Raw genomic sequence first — 17,011 nt, 5'->3', positions numbered from 1 at the left:
CGCCAAGGCCGGGATGCATGTATGGAACCGCAGCAGGTTGACAGAAGGTCCATTATCGGCGTTCAAAAATGGACAGGGGAGTGGCTCCAGAAGGGGCTGCTCTTGGCGTAATTTGGTGGCGCTTCCTCCACAAGTGAAAACCTCCTTTCCCTCTCCATCAGACGGGCCTCAGCCGATGGCTGCACTGCGGCCCGCACGACTCATAAAACACTGATCATCAGATACGCTATCGGCGTGCAGTTCTTGGGAAATTGCGGCAGAATCTTGCCGTTTTCCGAAGCGGCCATGAAGGAAGCCGTAAAGGTCTGACTTATAGTTGCAAGTGTGAACAAGCGCCTTCAGGAAATTGCGGAGTACACGGGACTCAGCGAGTCGACCGTTAGCCGGGTGCTTAACGACCGCAAAGGAGTGGCAACGGCCACTCGCGACGCAGTGCTTACCGCCGTTGATGTCCTGGGGTATGAGAGGCCTACCCAACTGCGGGCCCAAGAAGCAAGGCTGGTCGGTGTCATCATGCCTCAATTCGGAAACCCCATTTTTCCGGCCTTTGCGGAGGCAATTGGCGGGCACCTTACCCAGAGGGGGTATACCCCCCTTTTTGGTGTGACGGAAACGGGGGGGCCTTCCGAAGCGGAGTATGTTCAGACCATGCTTGGCAGGCAGGTAGCGGGCATGATCTTCATAAGCTGCCTGCATGCAGTAGGCCATTACGACCATGGCCACTACCAATTACTACTGGACCGAAAGTTGCCGGTCGTGGCCGTGGACGGCCTTGCACCCGACCTGGAACTTTCGTGTGTTTCCACCGACGACGTCCAGGCAGTGGAGCTGGCAGTCCGACACCTCGTGGACCTGGGTCATCGCAAAATCGGCCTGGCAATTTCAGATCAGGATCACGTCCCGGGCGCCCGCAAGGTAGCCGCCTTCAATGACTGTGTTGCCGGGATCAAAGGAGTTGAAGGGGTTGTGGATCAGTCGATCTACACCCTGGAAGGCGGTTCATCGGCTGCCGCACACCTGATTGGGTCGGGTGTAACCGGCATCGTATGTGCCAGTGACGTCATGGCTTTAGGGGCAGTCAAAGCAGCCCGGAGAATGGGGCTTAGGGTACCGGAGGACATTTCCGTTATTGGTTACGACGACTCCACCATGATGCCTCTGGTGGATCCCCCAATGACAACTGTTCGTCAGCCCGTGGAGGCGCTGAGCAAGGCAGCTGTCGGCCTGCTCATTTCCCAGATCGCCGGGCGCGGGAACCGTGCCGGGGAGATCTTTTTCGAACCGGAGCTTGTCGTGCGCAGCAGTACCGGGCCAGCACTTTCCTAACTCCAATCGTCGCGCCTGGGGCATCGCCTAATCGCTTCCTCGTGCGGCAGTGCCGCGTCAACTCTATCGCCACGCCCTTGAGCGCGCCCAGGTCGCATCTGCATAAATCTACGTCCTGCCCAATGTGCCAACCCTCCCCGGAGCGGGGCAAGAAAGGCACCCGTCTTCGTGGTGATCTGACTCCTTAGAGGCTAAGTTCCCCTTCAAGTTCAGACTCTGAAGGCCATCCCAAATGTTCGCCTTTGAGGAATCATCATGCCCGCTTCGAGGGCTGCCTCTATTTTGCAGGCCGCACGCGCGTTTCTTGCAAGGAGTGATTGACTTCACGTCATTAAGGGCGTACTTTTTTTCCAGCGGAAGTAGTGGCTTCTTCCAGGGACGGGCGAAAGCACGCTGTAGGCGCGGCTTTGCCTACCTGATTTCCAGCTGCCAGGACTGACATGCTTCCCGCCCGGGATTGCAGCCGTCCTTCCTTTTCAGGGAACGCCGTCACCAGTTCGAACACTTCGCGCCGACGCGAAGGAAAGGATCAACAATGAGGTATCCACGTTGGGCGGCAGTCTGCATCACTGCAGCTCTTGCCGCGCCTTTGATGGCCGCGTGCACCAGCGGCCAGCCACAGGGAGGCGGAGAAGCCAAGACAGAGATCGCTCTCTGGACCCCGCAAGCTGGCTCCCCCAAGGTCGAAGTCGAAAACATGCAGCGCATGATTGATGAGTTCACCGAGAAAAACCCCCAGTATTCCTTCACCTACAAGACCTACCCGTTCGATTCCTACGCAACATCGGTTCAGGGAGCCGCAGCGGCGGGGCAGCTGCCCTGCATGCTCGCCGTTGACGCTCCTGTTGCACCGAACTGGGCTTGGGCCCAGTACCTGCAGCCTCTGGATTTGCCCTCCAGCGTGACGGACCAGCTCATTCCCGGCGCCAAAGGCACGTACCGGGACAAGATCTATTCCGCAGGCTACTGGGATGCAGGGCTGTCCATATTTGCCAGGAAGTCTGTCCTGGAGAAGAACGGCATCCGCATCCCCACCGTGGACAAGCCGTGGACCGGCGAGGAATTCAACGCCGTACTCGAGACACTAAAGGGCAAGGACGGGTTCAAGTACCCGTTCTCCGTGGGAAACCCGACGGGCAGCGGCGCTTCCTATGCACTGTCCCCGTACTTGTGGAGCTTCGGAGGCGACCTGATCGACCGCAGCACACACCTCTCGGCAAAGGACAAGCTCAACGGACCGGAAGCTGTAAAATTCGGCAAATGGCTCCAGGGCCTTCGGGCTGACGGCCTGACTAATCCTGACGCAGCTGACGGTTCCCTCTTCGCCCAGGGCGCAGTTCCCCTTCAATGGGACGGCAACTGGGCCGCACAGGACAGCATCGACAAATACGGCGATGATGTGGTCTTCCTGCCGCCGCCGGACTTCGGAAATGGCATCAAGGTTGGAGCGGGCAGCTTCGGCTATGGCGCTTCGTCCTCCTGCACGCCAGAGCAAAAAAAGGGCGTGGAGGCATTCCTGCAGGACTCCCTCACCACTGAGAACATCGCCAAGATCAGCACCACGCAGAACGTCATCCCGGCATCAGCCGAGGCAGCAGCGAAGACCAAGGACTACGCCGCGGGCGGTCGCTTGGAAAACCTCGCCAAGCTCGAAGCGGAACATTCGGAGATCCGTCCTGCGACGCCCGCCTTCACGGTCATTGACAACATCTTCAATAAGGCCGTCGGCGACATCTTCGCCGGTGCCGACGTACAGAAGACCCTGGATCAGGCGGTCCAGGAAATCGACGCCAACATTGCCGCCAACGACGGCTACGGCTTCAAAAAATAACTAATCCGCTTTCTCCGGGGCGCCTCCCGCGCCCCGGAGAAAGCCGGAGGGTCGAGAGGACCAATAAGTGACACGCGTGGCAACGGCGAAGAAGCCGGAGAAGCTTCTGAGGCAGGCTGTGAACCGGCCGGCCGCCCCTTCAGCCGGGGACAGCAAAAGGACAGCCCGGAGATCAGGAATGTTGAGACGTGAAGGACGGACTGCCTGGCTGATGGCCAGCCCGGCCTTGATTCTGCTCATCATTTTCATGATCGTGCCCACCATTCTCGGGTTCGTGCTGGGCTTCACCAATGCGCGACTCGTTTCCCCGACTGCACCTCAGTTCATCGGACTGGAGAACTTTGTCCGGGCATTCACCCGGGACCCGGTCCTTCCCAAGTCCCTTATTAACACCCTGTACTTCGCCGGTGTCGTGGTTCCCATCCATTCAGCGCTTGCCCTTGCCCTGGCACTGCTGGTCAACACCAAACTTCGCGGCAGGAACCTGTTCCGCACCATTTACTTCATCCCTGTGGTCACCTCCATGGTGGCGGTGGCCGTGCTGTGGCGGTTCATGTATCAGCAGGAAGGCCTCTTCAACTCACTGCTGAGTACCTTCACCGGCTCCGCGATCCAAGGCATGGCCTGGCTGAACGAGCCCGGAACAGCCATGCCGGCCATCATGCTGATGTCCATCTGGCAGGCCGTCGGGTTCCACATGGTGGTGTGGCTCTCTGGTCTGCAGACAATCCCCGGGGAACTCTACGAGGCCGCCACCGTTGACGGCGCGAACGCGTGGCAGAAATTCCGCAACGTCACCTGGCCGGGCCTGCGCCCCACCCTGATCGTGGTGGTGGTCACCGAAACCATCGGCGCCCTAGGGGTGTTCGCACAGGTGAACGTCATGACCAACGGAGGGCCCCTGGACTCCACTTCAACCATCATCTTCCAGGCCGTCCGGGCCAGTGTGAAGCAGCAGGATGTAGGCTACGGAGCCGCGCTGTCACTGCTGTTCTTCCTCATGGTCCTGGTGATCTCTCTGATACAAAGCCGCTGGACCCGAGAAAAGAACTAGCAGACATGACTACCCAAACCACCCTCCCGGGCAAAGCCGCCACCGCGGCCCGCAAGCAGCCACGAACACAGCTTTCCGAAAAGTGGCTGTATGTCCCCATGGTCCTGCTGGCCCTCTTCTTCCTGTTCCCCATCGTTTTCATGCTGGTCTCCAGCTTTAAAACAGACGCCCAGATCTTCAGCGACATGCGCGGCGGCATCAGTGCCTTCTTGCCCACGGGGCCCTTGTCGCTGGAGAACTATGCGCAGGTTTTCCAAAAAGTCCCCGTGGGACGGTTCCTGCTTAACAGCCTTGTGGTTTCCACCGCCACGGTGGTGCTGGGTCTGGTGGTGAACAGCATGCTGGGATTCGCCCTGGCCCGGATGAGGTGGAAGGGCAAAGGATTCGTGTTCGCTGTCATCTTGGCAACGCTGATTGTTCCCTTTGACGCCATCGCGATCCCGCTGCTGTTCGAAGCGACTAAGCTGCCCAAGCTTGAGTTCCATGGCATGATGCCGGTCATCACCCTGAACTGGCTGAACACCTACTACGTGCAGATCATCCCGTTCATCGTTAACGCCTTCTCCGTGTTCCTTTTCCGACAGTACTTCTCCTCCATCCCGGCGGAACTGGACGAGGCTGCCCGCGTGGACGGGGCTAGCTGGTTCACCATCTACCGCAAGATTGCGATCCCCCTGGCAGGCCCGGCCTTCGCCACCGTGGCGATCCTGACATTCCTTCCCGCCTGGAACCAGTATCTCTGGCCGCTGATGGCCGTACAGTCCGAGGAACTTCGGCCCCTGAATGTCGGCATGGACTACTTCTTCCAGCTCAAGACGTCGTGGGGGCAGGTCATGGCCTACGCCTCCATCATCGTCACTCCGGTTGTACTGGTTTTCCTCTCTTTCCAGCGGGCCTTCGTCAGCAGCATCGCCTCGGCAGGAGTAAAAGGATGACCGCCCAAACGGATACATCACTGCTCACCACCGAGCCTGCCGAATGGTGGCGTTCCGCGGTGGTTTACCAGATCTACCCCCGGAGTTTCGCTGACTCCGACGGTGACGGCATCGGGGATCTCCGCGGCATCATCAATCACCTCGACCACATCGCCAACCTGGGCGTGGACGTTGTTTGGTTGTGCCCTATCTATTCCTCCCCGCAGGATGACAACGGCTATGACATCAGCGACTACACGGCGATCGATCCGATCTTCGGCAACCTTGAGGACTTCGACGAGCTGTTGGCCGGCCTCCATGCCCGGGGCATCAGATTGATTATGGACCTGGTGGTCAACCACACCTCGGATGAACATCCCTGGTTCGTGGAATCCCGTTCCAGTCGGGAGAACCCCAAGCGCGACTGGTACATCTGGCGGGACCCGAAAGACGGTAAGGAACCGAACAACTGGGGCTCGTTTTTCTCCGGCCCGGCATGGGAATACGACGAGGGCACCGGCCAGTACTACCTGCACCTTTTCTCCCGGAAGCAGCCTGACCTGAACTGGGACAACCCCGAGGTCCGGGACGCCGTCTACGGTGTCATGAACTGGTGGTTGGACCGGGGTGTGGATGGCTTCCGGATGGACGTCATCAACTTCATCTCCAAGGACCCGGCCTTTCCCGACGCAGCACCGGGTCCCACCGGCTTTGGCGATGGAATGTCTCACTTTTCCTATGGACCCCGGGTGCACGAGTACCTGGCGGAAATGCAGGCCCGTGTTTTCGCTGCCCGCACCGGTACTTACCTCACCGTCGGCGAGATGCCCGGTGTCACCGTCGAACAGGCCAGCCGTTTCACCGACAAAGACAGCGGCCAGCTGAACATGGTCTTCCAGTTCGAGCACATGGACCTTGACCACGTCGGCATCAGGTGGCACCCCCGGGAACTGCCACTGACCGATCTGAAGGCATCATTGGGACGCTGGCAGCAAGGCCTGCAGGCGTCGGGATGGAATAGCTTGTACTGGAACAACCACGACCAGCCCCGCGTGGTCTCCCGCTTCGGCAACGACTCGGAGTACCACTACGAATCAGCCACAGCCCTGGCGACGCTTCTGCACCTGCACCGCGGAACGCCGTTCATCTACCAAGGCGAAGAGCTGGGCATGACCAACGTCCCCTTCGATGACATCTCCGACTTCCGGGACATCGAAACCCTGAACTACTACCGCGAAGCCGTGGAACAAAACGGGAACCCGGCAGGACCGGTGCTGGAGGCATTCAGACGCAAGAGCCGGGACAACGCCCGCTCGCCGATGCAATGGAGCGCAGCCCCGCAAGCCGGGTTCACCACCGGCGAGCCTTGGATGCCGGTCAACCCGAACCACACCCGCATCAACGCCGAAGCCGAACGGGACAACCCCGCCTCCGTCTACGCCTACTACCAACAGCTGATCGCCTTCAGGCACGACGAACCGGTAGTTGTCCACGGCGACTTCACCCTGCTCGTCCCGGACGACCCACATCTCTATGCGTTCATCCGGCGTCTGGAATCTCAGTCCCTGCTCGTCGTGGTCAACGTCTCAGACAACGCGATCGAATGCCCGTCCGCCCTTCAGGCCGACACCGGCCACCAGGTCCTTGGCAACTACCCGCAGCAAAGTACCGTGCGAGGACAACTCCGTCCCTGGGAAGCCCTCGTCTACAAACTGGGCGAGGACTAACCGCCAGGCAAGAGGAAGCCGGCAGGGCCGCGGGGGCAGCAACCCGCTGTCCCCGCGGCCCTCGCTAAGCACTGTCATTTTTATGCAGCTAGGAAATCCCCCGCCCACAAACCAGCTCAAAAAACTCAAAAGGACCCGTGATGGACAAAGTCGTCCGTATTTTAGTGGCACTCGGTGCTCTGATTGCCGGCTTCATCGTCTGCTCCGCTCCCGCCCAAGGAGCAGACCCCGGATACATGGATGAGACATACCGGCCGCAGTACCACTACACGGCAGAGAAAAACATGATCAACGACCCCAACGGACTGGTCTATCTGGACGGTGAATATCACCTGTTCCATCAGTACAATCTGCACGACGCCTCCGTCGAATGGGGTCACGCCGTCAGCACCGACCTAGTGCACTGGACCCGCCTGAAGCCCGCACTGTTCCCCGATGCGATCGGGCAGATCTTCTCGGGCGCTGTCGTCATCGACGACAACAACACCTCGGGGTTTCAGACCGGTACGAACAAGGTCATGGTGGCCATGTTCAGTTATGGAGAGCACAACGGAGGTCCGCAATCGCAGGGACTGGCGTACTCCAATGACAAGGGCCGCACCTGGACGATGTATTCCGGCAACCCGATCATTCCGAATACCGGCCAGGCCGACTTCCGCGACCCGAAGGTTTTCTGGTACGCACCAACGAGCAAGTGGGTGATGGTGCTCACCGTCGGTAAGACCCTCAACGTCTACAACTCCACCGATCTGAAGACCTGGACGCTGGCATCAAACTGGGGAAGCACTGAAACCCACCCAGGCAATTTCGAATGCCCCGACATCTTCCCGATGACCATCGCCGGGACGAGCACAACCAAGTGGGTGCTCTCGGTCAGCCAAGATCAGGGCGCACCGAACGGCGGAGTCGGCATGCGCTACTTCACCGGCTCCTTCGACGGCACCACATTCACCAACGACAACGTCGGCGGCGCCGCGGTCTGGCAGAACTACGGCAAGGACTTCTACGCCGGGGTGACCTGGAACAATGTGTCCTCCACCGACGGCCGGCGTCTCATGATCGCCTGGAACGACAACTGGCAATACCGGTTCGACGCACCAACGACACCTTTCAACGGGCAACTCTCCCTGATCCGTGAACTTAAACTGCAGCAGTTCACTGACGGGCTGCGCCTGACCGAGAATCCGATCAGCGAATATCAGAATTTGCGCGGAACCCCGAGCTTGTGGGGAGCACAGACCCTCACCCCCGGGACGAACCTGCTCTCCGGAACCAGCGGCGAGGCCCTGGAGATCATTGCCAGCTACGACACCACGGGAGCTACGGCCACCGACTTCGGTATCAAAGTCCGCAAAGGACTGAATGAATCCACGCCCGTCGGCTACAACCTCGCCACGCACCAGATGTATGTCGACCGCACCAACTCCGGGGTCACACCAAATCCCACCGGCACGAACCCCAATCCGAACTGGGCCGGCCTCCACACGGCACCGCTGGATCCGGCTGGCAACACGGTGGCCCTCCACATCTATGTGGACCGCTCCAGCGTTGAGGCGTTCGGTAACGACAGGCAGCAGATATCCGATTTGATTTTCCCCGACCAATCCAGTCTCGGGCTGGAAACGTACGCCGTCGGCGGCAACATCAAGTTGAACTCACTCACCGTCTATCCCGTCGGCCGTGCCTGGCCAACGGCTTCGCCCATCCTCTCGAACATCGCAGGCTGGTCCACAGTCACCGGCGAATGGGCGGACACGCAAGACGGCCGCGAAGGATCTGCCACCGGACTCGGCGTCACGCTCAGCTCTTCCACGGGCAGTGACTTCACCTACTCCGCGGAGGCCACCATCCAGGGCGTGCTGCCCGGAAACCCGAAGCCCATCCTGCAGGAAGCCGCCGCAGGCCTCATCTTCCGCTCCGATGCGACAGCAACCCACGGGTATGTTGCCCTCCTGAACGCCAAAACCGATAGCGTCGACCTTCTGCGGATCGACGGCGATCAAACCACCACCCTTGCGAGCACCCCCATGTCGCTTGCCACGAATACGGGCTACACAATCGGTGTCGGGGCCAACGGGGGCACGTTGACCGTGTCCGTCAACGGAGCACAAAAGATCTCCGCTGTCGATAACACCTACCGGAGCGGTTTCGCCGGTCTTGCCCTGAAAGATTCCGACTCCTACCTGCAGGACATCACCTTCACACCGAGCACCAACTTCGCCACGAATGCGATCGGATGGGCCCCCACCAGCGGCACCTGGACGTACGGAGCGAACGGGCTCAGCGGCGCCGCCGCCGGCGACGGATACATGATGTCTAACGAAATCGTCGGCGACGCCACCTACCAGGGCGACATCACCGTCAACGCAACCGGAGGCGGCCGCGCCGGAACCCTCGTCTTCCGCGCCAACGACAACGCCACCCAGGGATACGGCCTAAACATCGACGCCGGCACCGACGTCGTCACCTTCTTCCGCTGGGGGAGCCCTGGCGCGACGATCGCCACCTACCCGACCACGATTAATACCGGGACGAAATACACGCTCAAAGTCGATGCTGTCGGCAACACCTTCACCATCTCGCTCAACGGAACGGTCCTCGGCGCTCCTACGGACAGCACCTACAGCAGTGGCAAACTCGGCCTCGACGTGTACAACGCATCAGCGGTGTTCCAGAACGTCACCGTCACCCGACACCCGGCAACGTGGGCCCCAACTGCCGGAAACTGGACCCCGGTCGCCGGCGGATGGCAGGGAACGAGCACTGGAGATGGATTCCTCCTCTCCAGCCAGCCCGCAACGAACTTCACCTACACCGCGAACGTCACCGTTTCCGCCACCGCCGGCGGGACGGCAGCAGCAGCGCTGATTTTCCGTGCAAACCCGACCGGGACCGCAGGCTACGTCGCCAACGTTGACGCCCTCAACAACGCTGTCACCTTGTTCCGGTTCAACGGCGATGGCAGTTCAACAACCATTGCCAGGTACGCGTACTCGATCGACGCCGCCCGCACCTACCAGCTCACCGCCCAGGCGATTGACAATCACCTCAGCGTCTACCTCGACGGACGCCGCGTGATCAACACCACCGACAACACTTTCACCAGCGGTGCTCTGGGGCTGAACACCTGGAACTCCAGCTCCACCTTCACCGGGGTTACTTGGACCCCGGATGCCAACCTTGTCACCAACAGCGGGTACGAGCGCGGCGACATCGGCAGCTGGACCGAATGGCGTCCCGCCGGGCAGGCTGCCGCCTATGGCGTCGACGGGAACGATGCCTACGCGGGCAAGGACAAGCTCTACTTCTACGCCGGCAACGCCTACCAGGAGTCCGTGCACCAGCTCATCACCGGCCTGCCGAACGGCACCTACCTCGCACGAGCGTGGGTGAAGCTCAACCAGGCAGCCACGATCGCCCGCATGGAAATCAGCAACAACGGCAACCCCGTGAACGTAAACATCAACCCCGGTACCAGCTATCAACAGATCAACACCCCGGTGACGATCACCAATGGTCAAGTGGACATCGGCTTCTACGTCAACGGGCCGGCGAACACGTCCTTACAGATCGACAACATCTCCCTAACGAAATCCTGACCCCCACAACCCATACCTATCTACCCAGAAGATGAGAACCATGACTTACACCATCCCGGCCACTGACCCGGCGACGCACGACCTGGCGCTGGATCCCGGTTACATGGACGAGCCGTTCCGGCCCCAGTACCACTACACGGCCGAGAAAAACATGATCAACGACCCGAACGGGCTGCTCTGGTACGACGGCGAGTACCACCTTTTTCACCAGTACAACCTGCACGACGCCATCCACTGGGGACACGCCGTCAGCACCGACCTGGTCCATTGGACGCACCTTCCGCCGGCCATCTTCCCGGACAGGATTGGCCAGATCTACTCAGGCACCGCCGTGGTTGATACAGCCAACACCAGCGGCTTCCAGCAGGGTGAGGAAGCGGTAATGGTGGCAGCCTTCACCTATGCCGAACACCAGGGTCCCCAGTCCCAGGGCATCGCCTACAGCAACGACCGCGGCCGCACGTGGACCATGTACGAAGGCAACCCGGTAATCCCCAACCCCGGCAAACCGGACTTCCGTGACCCGAAAATCCTGTGGCATGAACCCACCGACCGCTGGATCATGGTCCTCACTGCGGGCACCCACTTGGACTTCTACACCTCCCCGGACCTGAAGACCTGGACATTCAGCAGCGAATGGGGCCGTCTGGACGGATCACATGGCGGGGAATGGGAATGCCCGGACCTCTTCGAACTGCAAGTGGAGGGCACCGATGAGACACGGTGGGTGCTCTCGGTCAGCATCGGCCGCGGCGCCCCGGCTGGCGGCTCCGGCATGCAATATTTCGTGGGCCACTTTGACGGCGTGACGTTCCGCAACAGCAACACCCCGGACCTGGCACTCTGGCAAAACTATGGGCAGGACTACTACGCCGGCATCACCTGGGCCAATGTCCCTCCCTCCGACGGGCGCCGACTCATGATCGCGTGGGCTGACAACTGGATGTACCGCTTCGACGTGCCCACCACCCCCTTTAACGGCCAACTCTCGCTGGTACACGAACTGACGCTGAAGACCTTTCCGGAAGGAATCCGGCTGGTCCACAGCCCGGTGGCCGAACAGGACCTTCTGCGGGATCCCGGGTTCACGTGGGAGAACATTGGCGTTCCCGAAGGCAGGTCGGCGCTGCCCGGGCCGCAAGGGGAATGCCTGGAAATCATCGCCGAATTCGATCTGGCCGCCACCAGCGCACATCTCTTCGGCATCGACGTCCGTACGGGCTCGAGCCAGCTGACACGGATAGGTTTCGACGCCAACACCCGGGAGGTATTTGTTGACCGGCACCTTTCGGGGACCAAACCCAGTATGTACTGGATCGGTCGCAACAGCGTCCCTTTCCAGCCGGCAGCCGACACTCTGACGCTGCGAATCTTCGTGGACCGCTCCTCCGTGGAGGTCTTCGTAGACGGGCGCGAAGTAATCAGCCTGCTCATCCTTCCGGACGCCGGCAGCACCGGGACGGGCAGTTACTCCGAGGGCGGTACGGCCCTCCTGAAATCCCTGCAGGTCCATCCAGTCAGGCGGATCTGGCCCGAACGAAGCCCGGCCCAAACCCCAACAGCAGCCTGGTCAACCTTCTCCGGAGAATGGGCCGAAACCTGTGCCGGACGCCAGGGTTCGTCGCGAAGCACCGGCATGTGTCTCCGGATGGACGGGCGCAGCGCAGCCATCGAGACCAAAGTGACCATCATCGGGGCCAGGGACGGAAACCCGCAGTCCATCCTGGGGCAGCACGCCGCGGGCCTGATCGTTCGCGCGGACGAACAGGCCGGCACGGGCTACGCGGCAGTGATCAATGTGCGCGACAGCATACTGGAACTCCTCAAGATCAACTCCTCCGCCAGCACAGAGATCCTCGCCTCCGCCCGTATCAACGCAACCACCAATGAACCCGTGCATCTCCAGCTCACAACAACCGGCACAAAGATCGTTGCCGCCACCAACAACACCGTCATCACGGCCCAGGACACCAGCTTCGCCAGCGGCCGCAGTGGGCTCTATGTCCAAGACGCGGAAGCTCTTTACACTGCAGTGAAAACGTCATAAGTATGCAAACACAAATCCTGTTCTTGCAAGAAATGACGTAGATCTTGCAAGAACCGGTTGACTTAACGTCACAGGGCTGAATACGGTAGGTGGCAGACCACGTGTCCGACGGCGAACGAGCGGACACGTGGTCTTTCTTATGCCCCCGCACCCACAGGAGACATGCGTGAAAAGCGTGACCATGAACAGACGAGGAGGGCGAGGCGCTTTGGCAGCTCTTGCAGCAGCAGGCCTTGCCCTGACCCTCTCAGCCCCGGCCAATGCCGCGCCGGCAGCCCCTCAACCGGCGCCGGCCCAGGACCAGCAGTACAAGCCCACCGATAACTTCACCGCCAAGTGGACCCGGGCCGACGCGCTGAAAGTCCAAGCCAACGCCACCAACACCATCCCGGCGATCCCCCAGTCCGGCACACCGGTAACCAGTGATGAAGTGTTCCTCGGTGATGCATGGCCACTGACCAATCTGAACGGTGACGTGGTGAAGGTGGGCGAATGGAACGTCATGTTCTCCCTCACGAACACCAAGGCTCTGCCTTTCCATCACCCTGACGCCTGGGCGCACATCGGCTACTACTACTCCAAGGACGCCAAGAACTGGACCTACGGTGGCAACCTCTTCCCGGAGGGCACCTCGCTGGGATCCAGGACGTGGTCCGGCTCCACCACCATTGAGGGCACCAACGACATCACCGCCTACTACACCGCGGTGGGCGCAACCGGGGCCGCCCCGGACCACGCCGACGGCCAACAGCGCCTGGCCTCCGCGAAGGGCAAAATTCACGCGGACAAGGACGGTGTCCGCTTCACCGGGTTCGGTAAGAATGACCACCAGATCCTGGCGCAGCCGGACGGCGTGATGTACCAGACCTGGGACCAGTACAAAGCGGGCCAACCCAAGACGCAGTTCCCCGGTTTCCGTGACCCGTGGGTGTTCAAGGACCCCAAGGACGGCAACACCTACATGCTGTTCCACGGCAGCAAGGGTGGAAACCCTGACGCCAACACCTGCTCCAAGGAAGACATCGGGGACGTTCCGGCCGGACACGAGGTCCCCGAGGATTCGAAGTACTTCGTCGGTTCCGTAGGCATCGCCAAGGCAAAGAACAAGCAGCTGACCGAGTGGGAACTCCTTCCCCCGCTGCTGAGCGCCAACTGCGTGTCCCAGGAGCTCGAGCGTCCGCACTTCATCTTCAAGGACGGCAAGTACTACCTCTTCGTTGACGAGCACCGCCACAAGTTCGCCCCGGGTCTGACCGGGCCCGACGGCCTTTACGGCTTCGTCGGTTCATCCCTGCGCAGCGACTACAAGGGCCTGAACGGCAGCAGCCTGGTCCTGGCCAACCCGGCGGAGGCCAACAACCAGTCCTTCGCCTGGAACATCACCCCCAACGGGCTGGTGCAGAGCTTCCTCTTCGACCGTCCAGGTGGGGAGCCGGGCGGCAGCTTTGCCCCCACGGTGAAATTCGACATCACCGGCAACACCACTAAGTACGCCGGTGAACTCGACTATGGGTACGTGCCCGAGACCACCGCCCTGTCCCTGCACCCGCGGGCAGGGCAGCCCACCCCTTAACACACCCAGCGCGGCGTGTGGTTGCAGACAGACCAGCCCGCGCAAACAGTGAGAGGCTGCCCGCCACCTGCAGGCAGCCTCTCACTCGTACCGGGCTTGCATAAGTCCGACGGCAAGACCTAAGGAACCCCATGACACCAAATCCTGCACGTCGATCGGTCCTCCTCGCCGGGGCGGCACTCCTCACCGGCTGCTCCGTAGCCACGCCTTCCGATACAAAGGCTCCGCCCGCGCCGGCTGCGGCCCCTACCGCGCTGTTACGCGGCGATGAGGAGTTCCGGCCCCAGTATCACTACACGTCCGAGCTGCACCAGATCAACGATCCCAACGGCCTGCTCTGGTATGCCGGCGAGTACCACCTCTTCCACCAGTACAACATCGACGGCGCCGTGCACTGGGGCCACGCCATCAGCACTGACTTCCTCCACTGGGAACGGCTGGAACCAGCGCTGTACCCAGACGAGATCGGAAATATCTGGTCCGGATCCGCAGTCGTGGACGAGCGCAACACCAGCGGACTGCAGGACGGCGACGAAAAAGTGCTGGTAGCGATCTTCACATACAGCCAGCACCCCAACGGGAAGCAGTCCCAAGGCCTGGCCTACAGCAATGACAAGGGCCGCACCTGGACCAAGCACCCTGCCAACCCCATCGTGCCGAACACCGGACAAAAGGACTTCCGGGACCCTAAAGTGTTCTGGCACGAGGGCACGAGCAAGTGGATCATGGTGGTGTCCATGGGCGACCACCTGGAATTCCACACATCATCCAACCTGATCAATTGGACGCCGGCCGGCACCTTCGGCCGCGACCACGGCGCCCACGGCGGTGCCTGGGAATGCCCCGATCTCTTCGAACTCCCCGTGCAAGGCACACAGGAGCGCCGATGGGTTCTCAGCGTCAGCGTCACGGACGGCGCCCCCGCCGGCGGCAGCGGAATGCAGTACTTCATCGGCGATTTCGATGGACACACCTTCCACAACGAGAACAGCCCCGACACCACCCTGTGGCAGAACTTCGGGAAGGACTACTACGCCGGCGTAACCTGGGGTGACAGGCCCTTCCCCGACAACCGTCGCCTCATGATCGCCTGGACCGATAACTGGCAATACCGGGAAGTTGTCCCCACGGAACCCTTCAACGGCCAACTCTCACTTGTCCGCGAACTGCAGCTGCGCCGCTACAACGACGGGATCCGGCTGGTCCAGAACCCGGCCGCTGAATACACCCAGCTGCGTCAATGGCTGGGCACCTGGTCCGCTGAAACCGTCACCAAGGACAACAACCTCCTGCAACATATCAACGGCGACTGCCTAGAGATTTCAATGACAGTTGACGTTCGCAGCAGTACCTGTTCTGAAGTGGGGATCGATCTGCGAACGGGACCAGGTCAACGGACCCGGGTTGGATACAACGTCACAACAGAAAAGATGTTCGTCGACCGCGCCGAATCCGGCAAAGTACCTGAACGGGACGGCAAAGACATCGGCGGCACCTGGGACAACACCTACGAAGCCCCCCTTGCACCCGAGAACGGCAGGGTAACCCTCCGCATCCTGCTGGACCGCTCCAGCCTGGAACTATTCGGCAACGAGCGGGAACAGATTTCCGCCCTCATCCTCCCCTCCCGCGAAAACACAGGCCTCGCCACCTACACCGACGGCGAAGCGAAAATCGAACAACTCACCCTGCACAGGATGACCACCATCTTCCATAGCTAGCCCAAGCAAAGGAAAGAAAATGACCGAAGCCACTGATGCTTCCTACCTCCTGGAAGTCAGGGGGGACAAGCCACTTCAACTTCGCGAAGACCTGGACAAAGCAGTGGATAAAGCCATAGCTCATGCTGTAAAAATTGGTCGTCACGGAGTGCTGGTAACCCAATACAGCTACAGCTACTACACCGTCGCTCTCACCGAGGATGTCCCTTATGGGCAAATCCAAGAACGGCGACTTGCGTCAGCAGATACCGGGTCGTCGTCATCTCGCACGGCTTCAACTAGTCAATCAGATTGAAGTAACCCCAACCTGACGAAACGGAAACCCTTATGGGTACCTGCCGCCATGAAGCAGCTGGAGGCGAGGAAGTCCGTTGGACTGATGAGAGGGGCGATGAGCTTCCATTCACGGATGCCCAAAAAGCTGATGCCCGCGATTTGGCTTTGCTTTCGTTAGGAAAAACGCAGGTAGTCACCACCTCTCGACTGCCATCATTTTCGGATGCCAGAACCCCGTGATTTACACGTCCCTGCCGAAGGAATCAAGGAAGCTTCATCACGGTATGTCTTTCGAAGTCTTCGACTGGAACGGGATCAGACCCGGCGATGAAATTGAGGTGATCGATGACGGCCTAGTCATTGCACGTGGAGTAATCGATCACCTGTCTTCGGATCAAAGCGTCATCCGGCTCAAGCTCTCCTATGGGAGAGGTGGACGAACGTGCCGCCGGGAGGACGGTTGGCAGGTTCGTTCTATCCACCGGGCATCGTGACCCCAGCCGTGACGAAGCCATTAAGGGTGACGCACACCCAAACCTGACTGAGTGAGGGTTGGAGGTGCGGGCGGCTGGACACCGGATCGGGTACGTGCGCGTGTGCGTGAGCACGCTGGACCAGAACGATAAACGCCGGCTCGAGGGTCATATCCTGGACGGGGTCCTCACCGACAATGCCTCCGGCAGGGATGCAGCAGGCCACAGCTCACTGAACTGCTGCGGTTCGCCCGGAGGGGACACTGTGGTTGTGCACAGCATGGACCGGCTCGCCCGTAACCTCGATGACCTGCGTGCTCTCGTCCGGGGCCTCACCCACAAGGGTGGGCGAGTGGAGTTCGTCAAAGAGAGCCTGGTCAAAGGGAAGGCATTGCTTTGGCCAAGCAGCGCGGCGCCTATAAGGCGCATATAGAGGGCGGAAAAGACGCTCACCCCGGAACGGGCGACCA

The 17,011-nt window shown here is 60.6% G+C and carries 11 protein-coding genes; all 11 read left to right on the top strand.

Translation table 11 applies throughout. The features are described from left to right. The first annotated feature begins 324 nt into the window (after positions 1 to 324). The 11 genes from FBY31_RS21745 to FBY31_RS21695 all read left to right on the top strand — a co-directional run bounded on the left by FBY31_RS21745 (position 325) and on the right by FBY31_RS21695 (position 16,974). On the top strand, positions 325 to 1,326 hold the full coding sequence (locus FBY31_RS21745; RefSeq protein WP_142045817.1) for a LacI family DNA-binding transcriptional regulator: 1,002 nt from the start codon (positions 325 to 327) through the stop codon (positions 1,324 to 1,326). Between the two features lie 535 nt (positions 1,327 to 1,861). Continuing rightward, a complete protein-coding gene (locus FBY31_RS21740; RefSeq protein ID WP_142045814.1) occupies positions 1,862 to 3,157 on the top strand; it encodes an ABC transporter substrate-binding protein in 1,296 nt (431 codons plus the stop codon). Positions 3,158 to 3,335: 178 nt separating this feature from the next. Continuing rightward, the gene (locus FBY31_RS21735) at positions 3,336 to 4,211 is read left to right on the top strand and encodes a carbohydrate ABC transporter permease (RefSeq protein ID WP_235013245.1); all 876 of its coding nucleotides are present in this window, start codon (positions 3,336 to 3,338) and stop codon (positions 4,209 to 4,211) included. A 5-nt stretch (positions 4,212 to 4,216) separates the two neighbouring features. Further along, positions 4,217 to 5,146, top strand: coding sequence for a carbohydrate ABC transporter permease (locus FBY31_RS21730; protein WP_200833495.1), 930 nt, complete (start codon positions 4,217 to 4,219; stop codon positions 5,144 to 5,146). Next, a complete protein-coding gene (locus tag FBY31_RS21725; protein WP_142045812.1) occupies positions 5,143 to 6,852 on the top strand; it encodes a glycoside hydrolase family 13 protein in 1,710 nt (569 codons plus the stop codon). Before FBY31_RS21730 ends, FBY31_RS21725 begins: the two co-directional genes overlap by 4 nt. Positions 6,853 to 6,992: 140 nt before the next feature. Continuing rightward, on the top strand, positions 6,993 to 10,451 hold the full coding sequence (locus FBY31_RS21720) for a glycoside hydrolase family 32 protein (protein WP_142045810.1): 3,459 nt from the start codon (positions 6,993 to 6,995) through the stop codon (positions 10,449 to 10,451). Between the two features lie 40 nt (positions 10,452 to 10,491). Further along, positions 10,492 to 12,498: a glycoside hydrolase family 32 protein gene (locus FBY31_RS21715; RefSeq protein WP_160142505.1), complete on the top strand. Its 2,007-nt coding sequence runs from the start codon at positions 10,492 to 10,494 to the stop codon at positions 12,496 to 12,498. Positions 12,499 to 12,706: 208 nt separating this feature from the next. Continuing rightward, on the top strand, positions 12,707 to 14,071 hold the full coding sequence (locus tag FBY31_RS21710) for a glycoside hydrolase family 68 protein (RefSeq protein ID WP_160142504.1): 1,365 nt from the start codon (positions 12,707 to 12,709) through the stop codon (positions 14,069 to 14,071). Positions 14,072 to 14,202: 131 nt separating this feature from the next. Then, positions 14,203 to 15,792, top strand: a complete 1,590-nt coding sequence (locus FBY31_RS21705) for a glycoside hydrolase family 32 protein (RefSeq protein WP_142045803.1) — start codon at positions 14,203 to 14,205, stop codon at positions 15,790 to 15,792. A 19-nt stretch (positions 15,793 to 15,811) separates the two neighbouring features. Continuing rightward, positions 15,812 to 16,087, top strand: a complete 276-nt coding sequence (locus FBY31_RS21700) for a hypothetical protein (RefSeq protein ID WP_142045801.1) — start codon at positions 15,812 to 15,814, stop codon at positions 16,085 to 16,087. Between the two features lie 539 nt (positions 16,088 to 16,626). Further along, complete coding sequence (locus tag FBY31_RS21695) at positions 16,627 to 16,974, top strand: recombinase family protein (RefSeq protein ID WP_200833494.1); 348 nt, start codon at positions 16,627 to 16,629, stop codon at positions 16,972 to 16,974. Positions 16,975 to 17,011 lie beyond the last annotated feature (37 nt).

Source organism: Arthrobacter sp. SLBN-100, assembly GCF_006715305.1.
Classification (GTDB): domain Bacteria; phylum Actinomycetota; class Actinomycetes; order Actinomycetales; family Micrococcaceae; genus Arthrobacter.
Note: the sequence above shows the minus strand (reverse complement) of the source record. Positions and strands in the feature narration are given on the sequence as shown.

What these genes read in the sequence shown, in the direction of transcription:
- FBY31_RS21740 (WP_142045814.1), top strand. Translation starts at nt 1,862, where the DNA reads ATGAGGTATCCACGTTGGGCGGCAGTCTGCATCACTGCAGCTCTTGCC.
- FBY31_RS21735 (WP_235013245.1), top strand. Translation starts at nt 3,336, where the DNA reads ATGTTGAGACGTGAAGGACGGACTGCCTGGCTGATGGCCAGCCCGGCC.
- FBY31_RS21730 (WP_200833495.1), top strand. Translation starts at nt 4,217, where the DNA reads ATGACTACCCAAACCACCCTCCCGGGCAAAGCCGCCACCGCGGCCCGC.
- FBY31_RS21725 (WP_142045812.1), top strand. Translation starts at nt 5,143, where the DNA reads ATGACCGCCCAAACGGATACATCACTGCTCACCACCGAGCCTGCCGAA.
- FBY31_RS21720 (WP_142045810.1), top strand. Translation starts at nt 6,993, where the DNA reads ATGGACAAAGTCGTCCGTATTTTAGTGGCACTCGGTGCTCTGATTGCC.
- FBY31_RS21715 (WP_160142505.1), top strand. Translation starts at nt 10,492, where the DNA reads ATGACTTACACCATCCCGGCCACTGACCCGGCGACGCACGACCTGGCG.
- FBY31_RS21705 (WP_142045803.1), top strand. Translation starts at nt 14,203, where the DNA reads ATGACACCAAATCCTGCACGTCGATCGGTCCTCCTCGCCGGGGCGGCA.
- FBY31_RS21700 (WP_142045801.1), top strand. Translation starts at nt 15,812, where the DNA reads ATGACCGAAGCCACTGATGCTTCCTACCTCCTGGAAGTCAGGGGGGAC.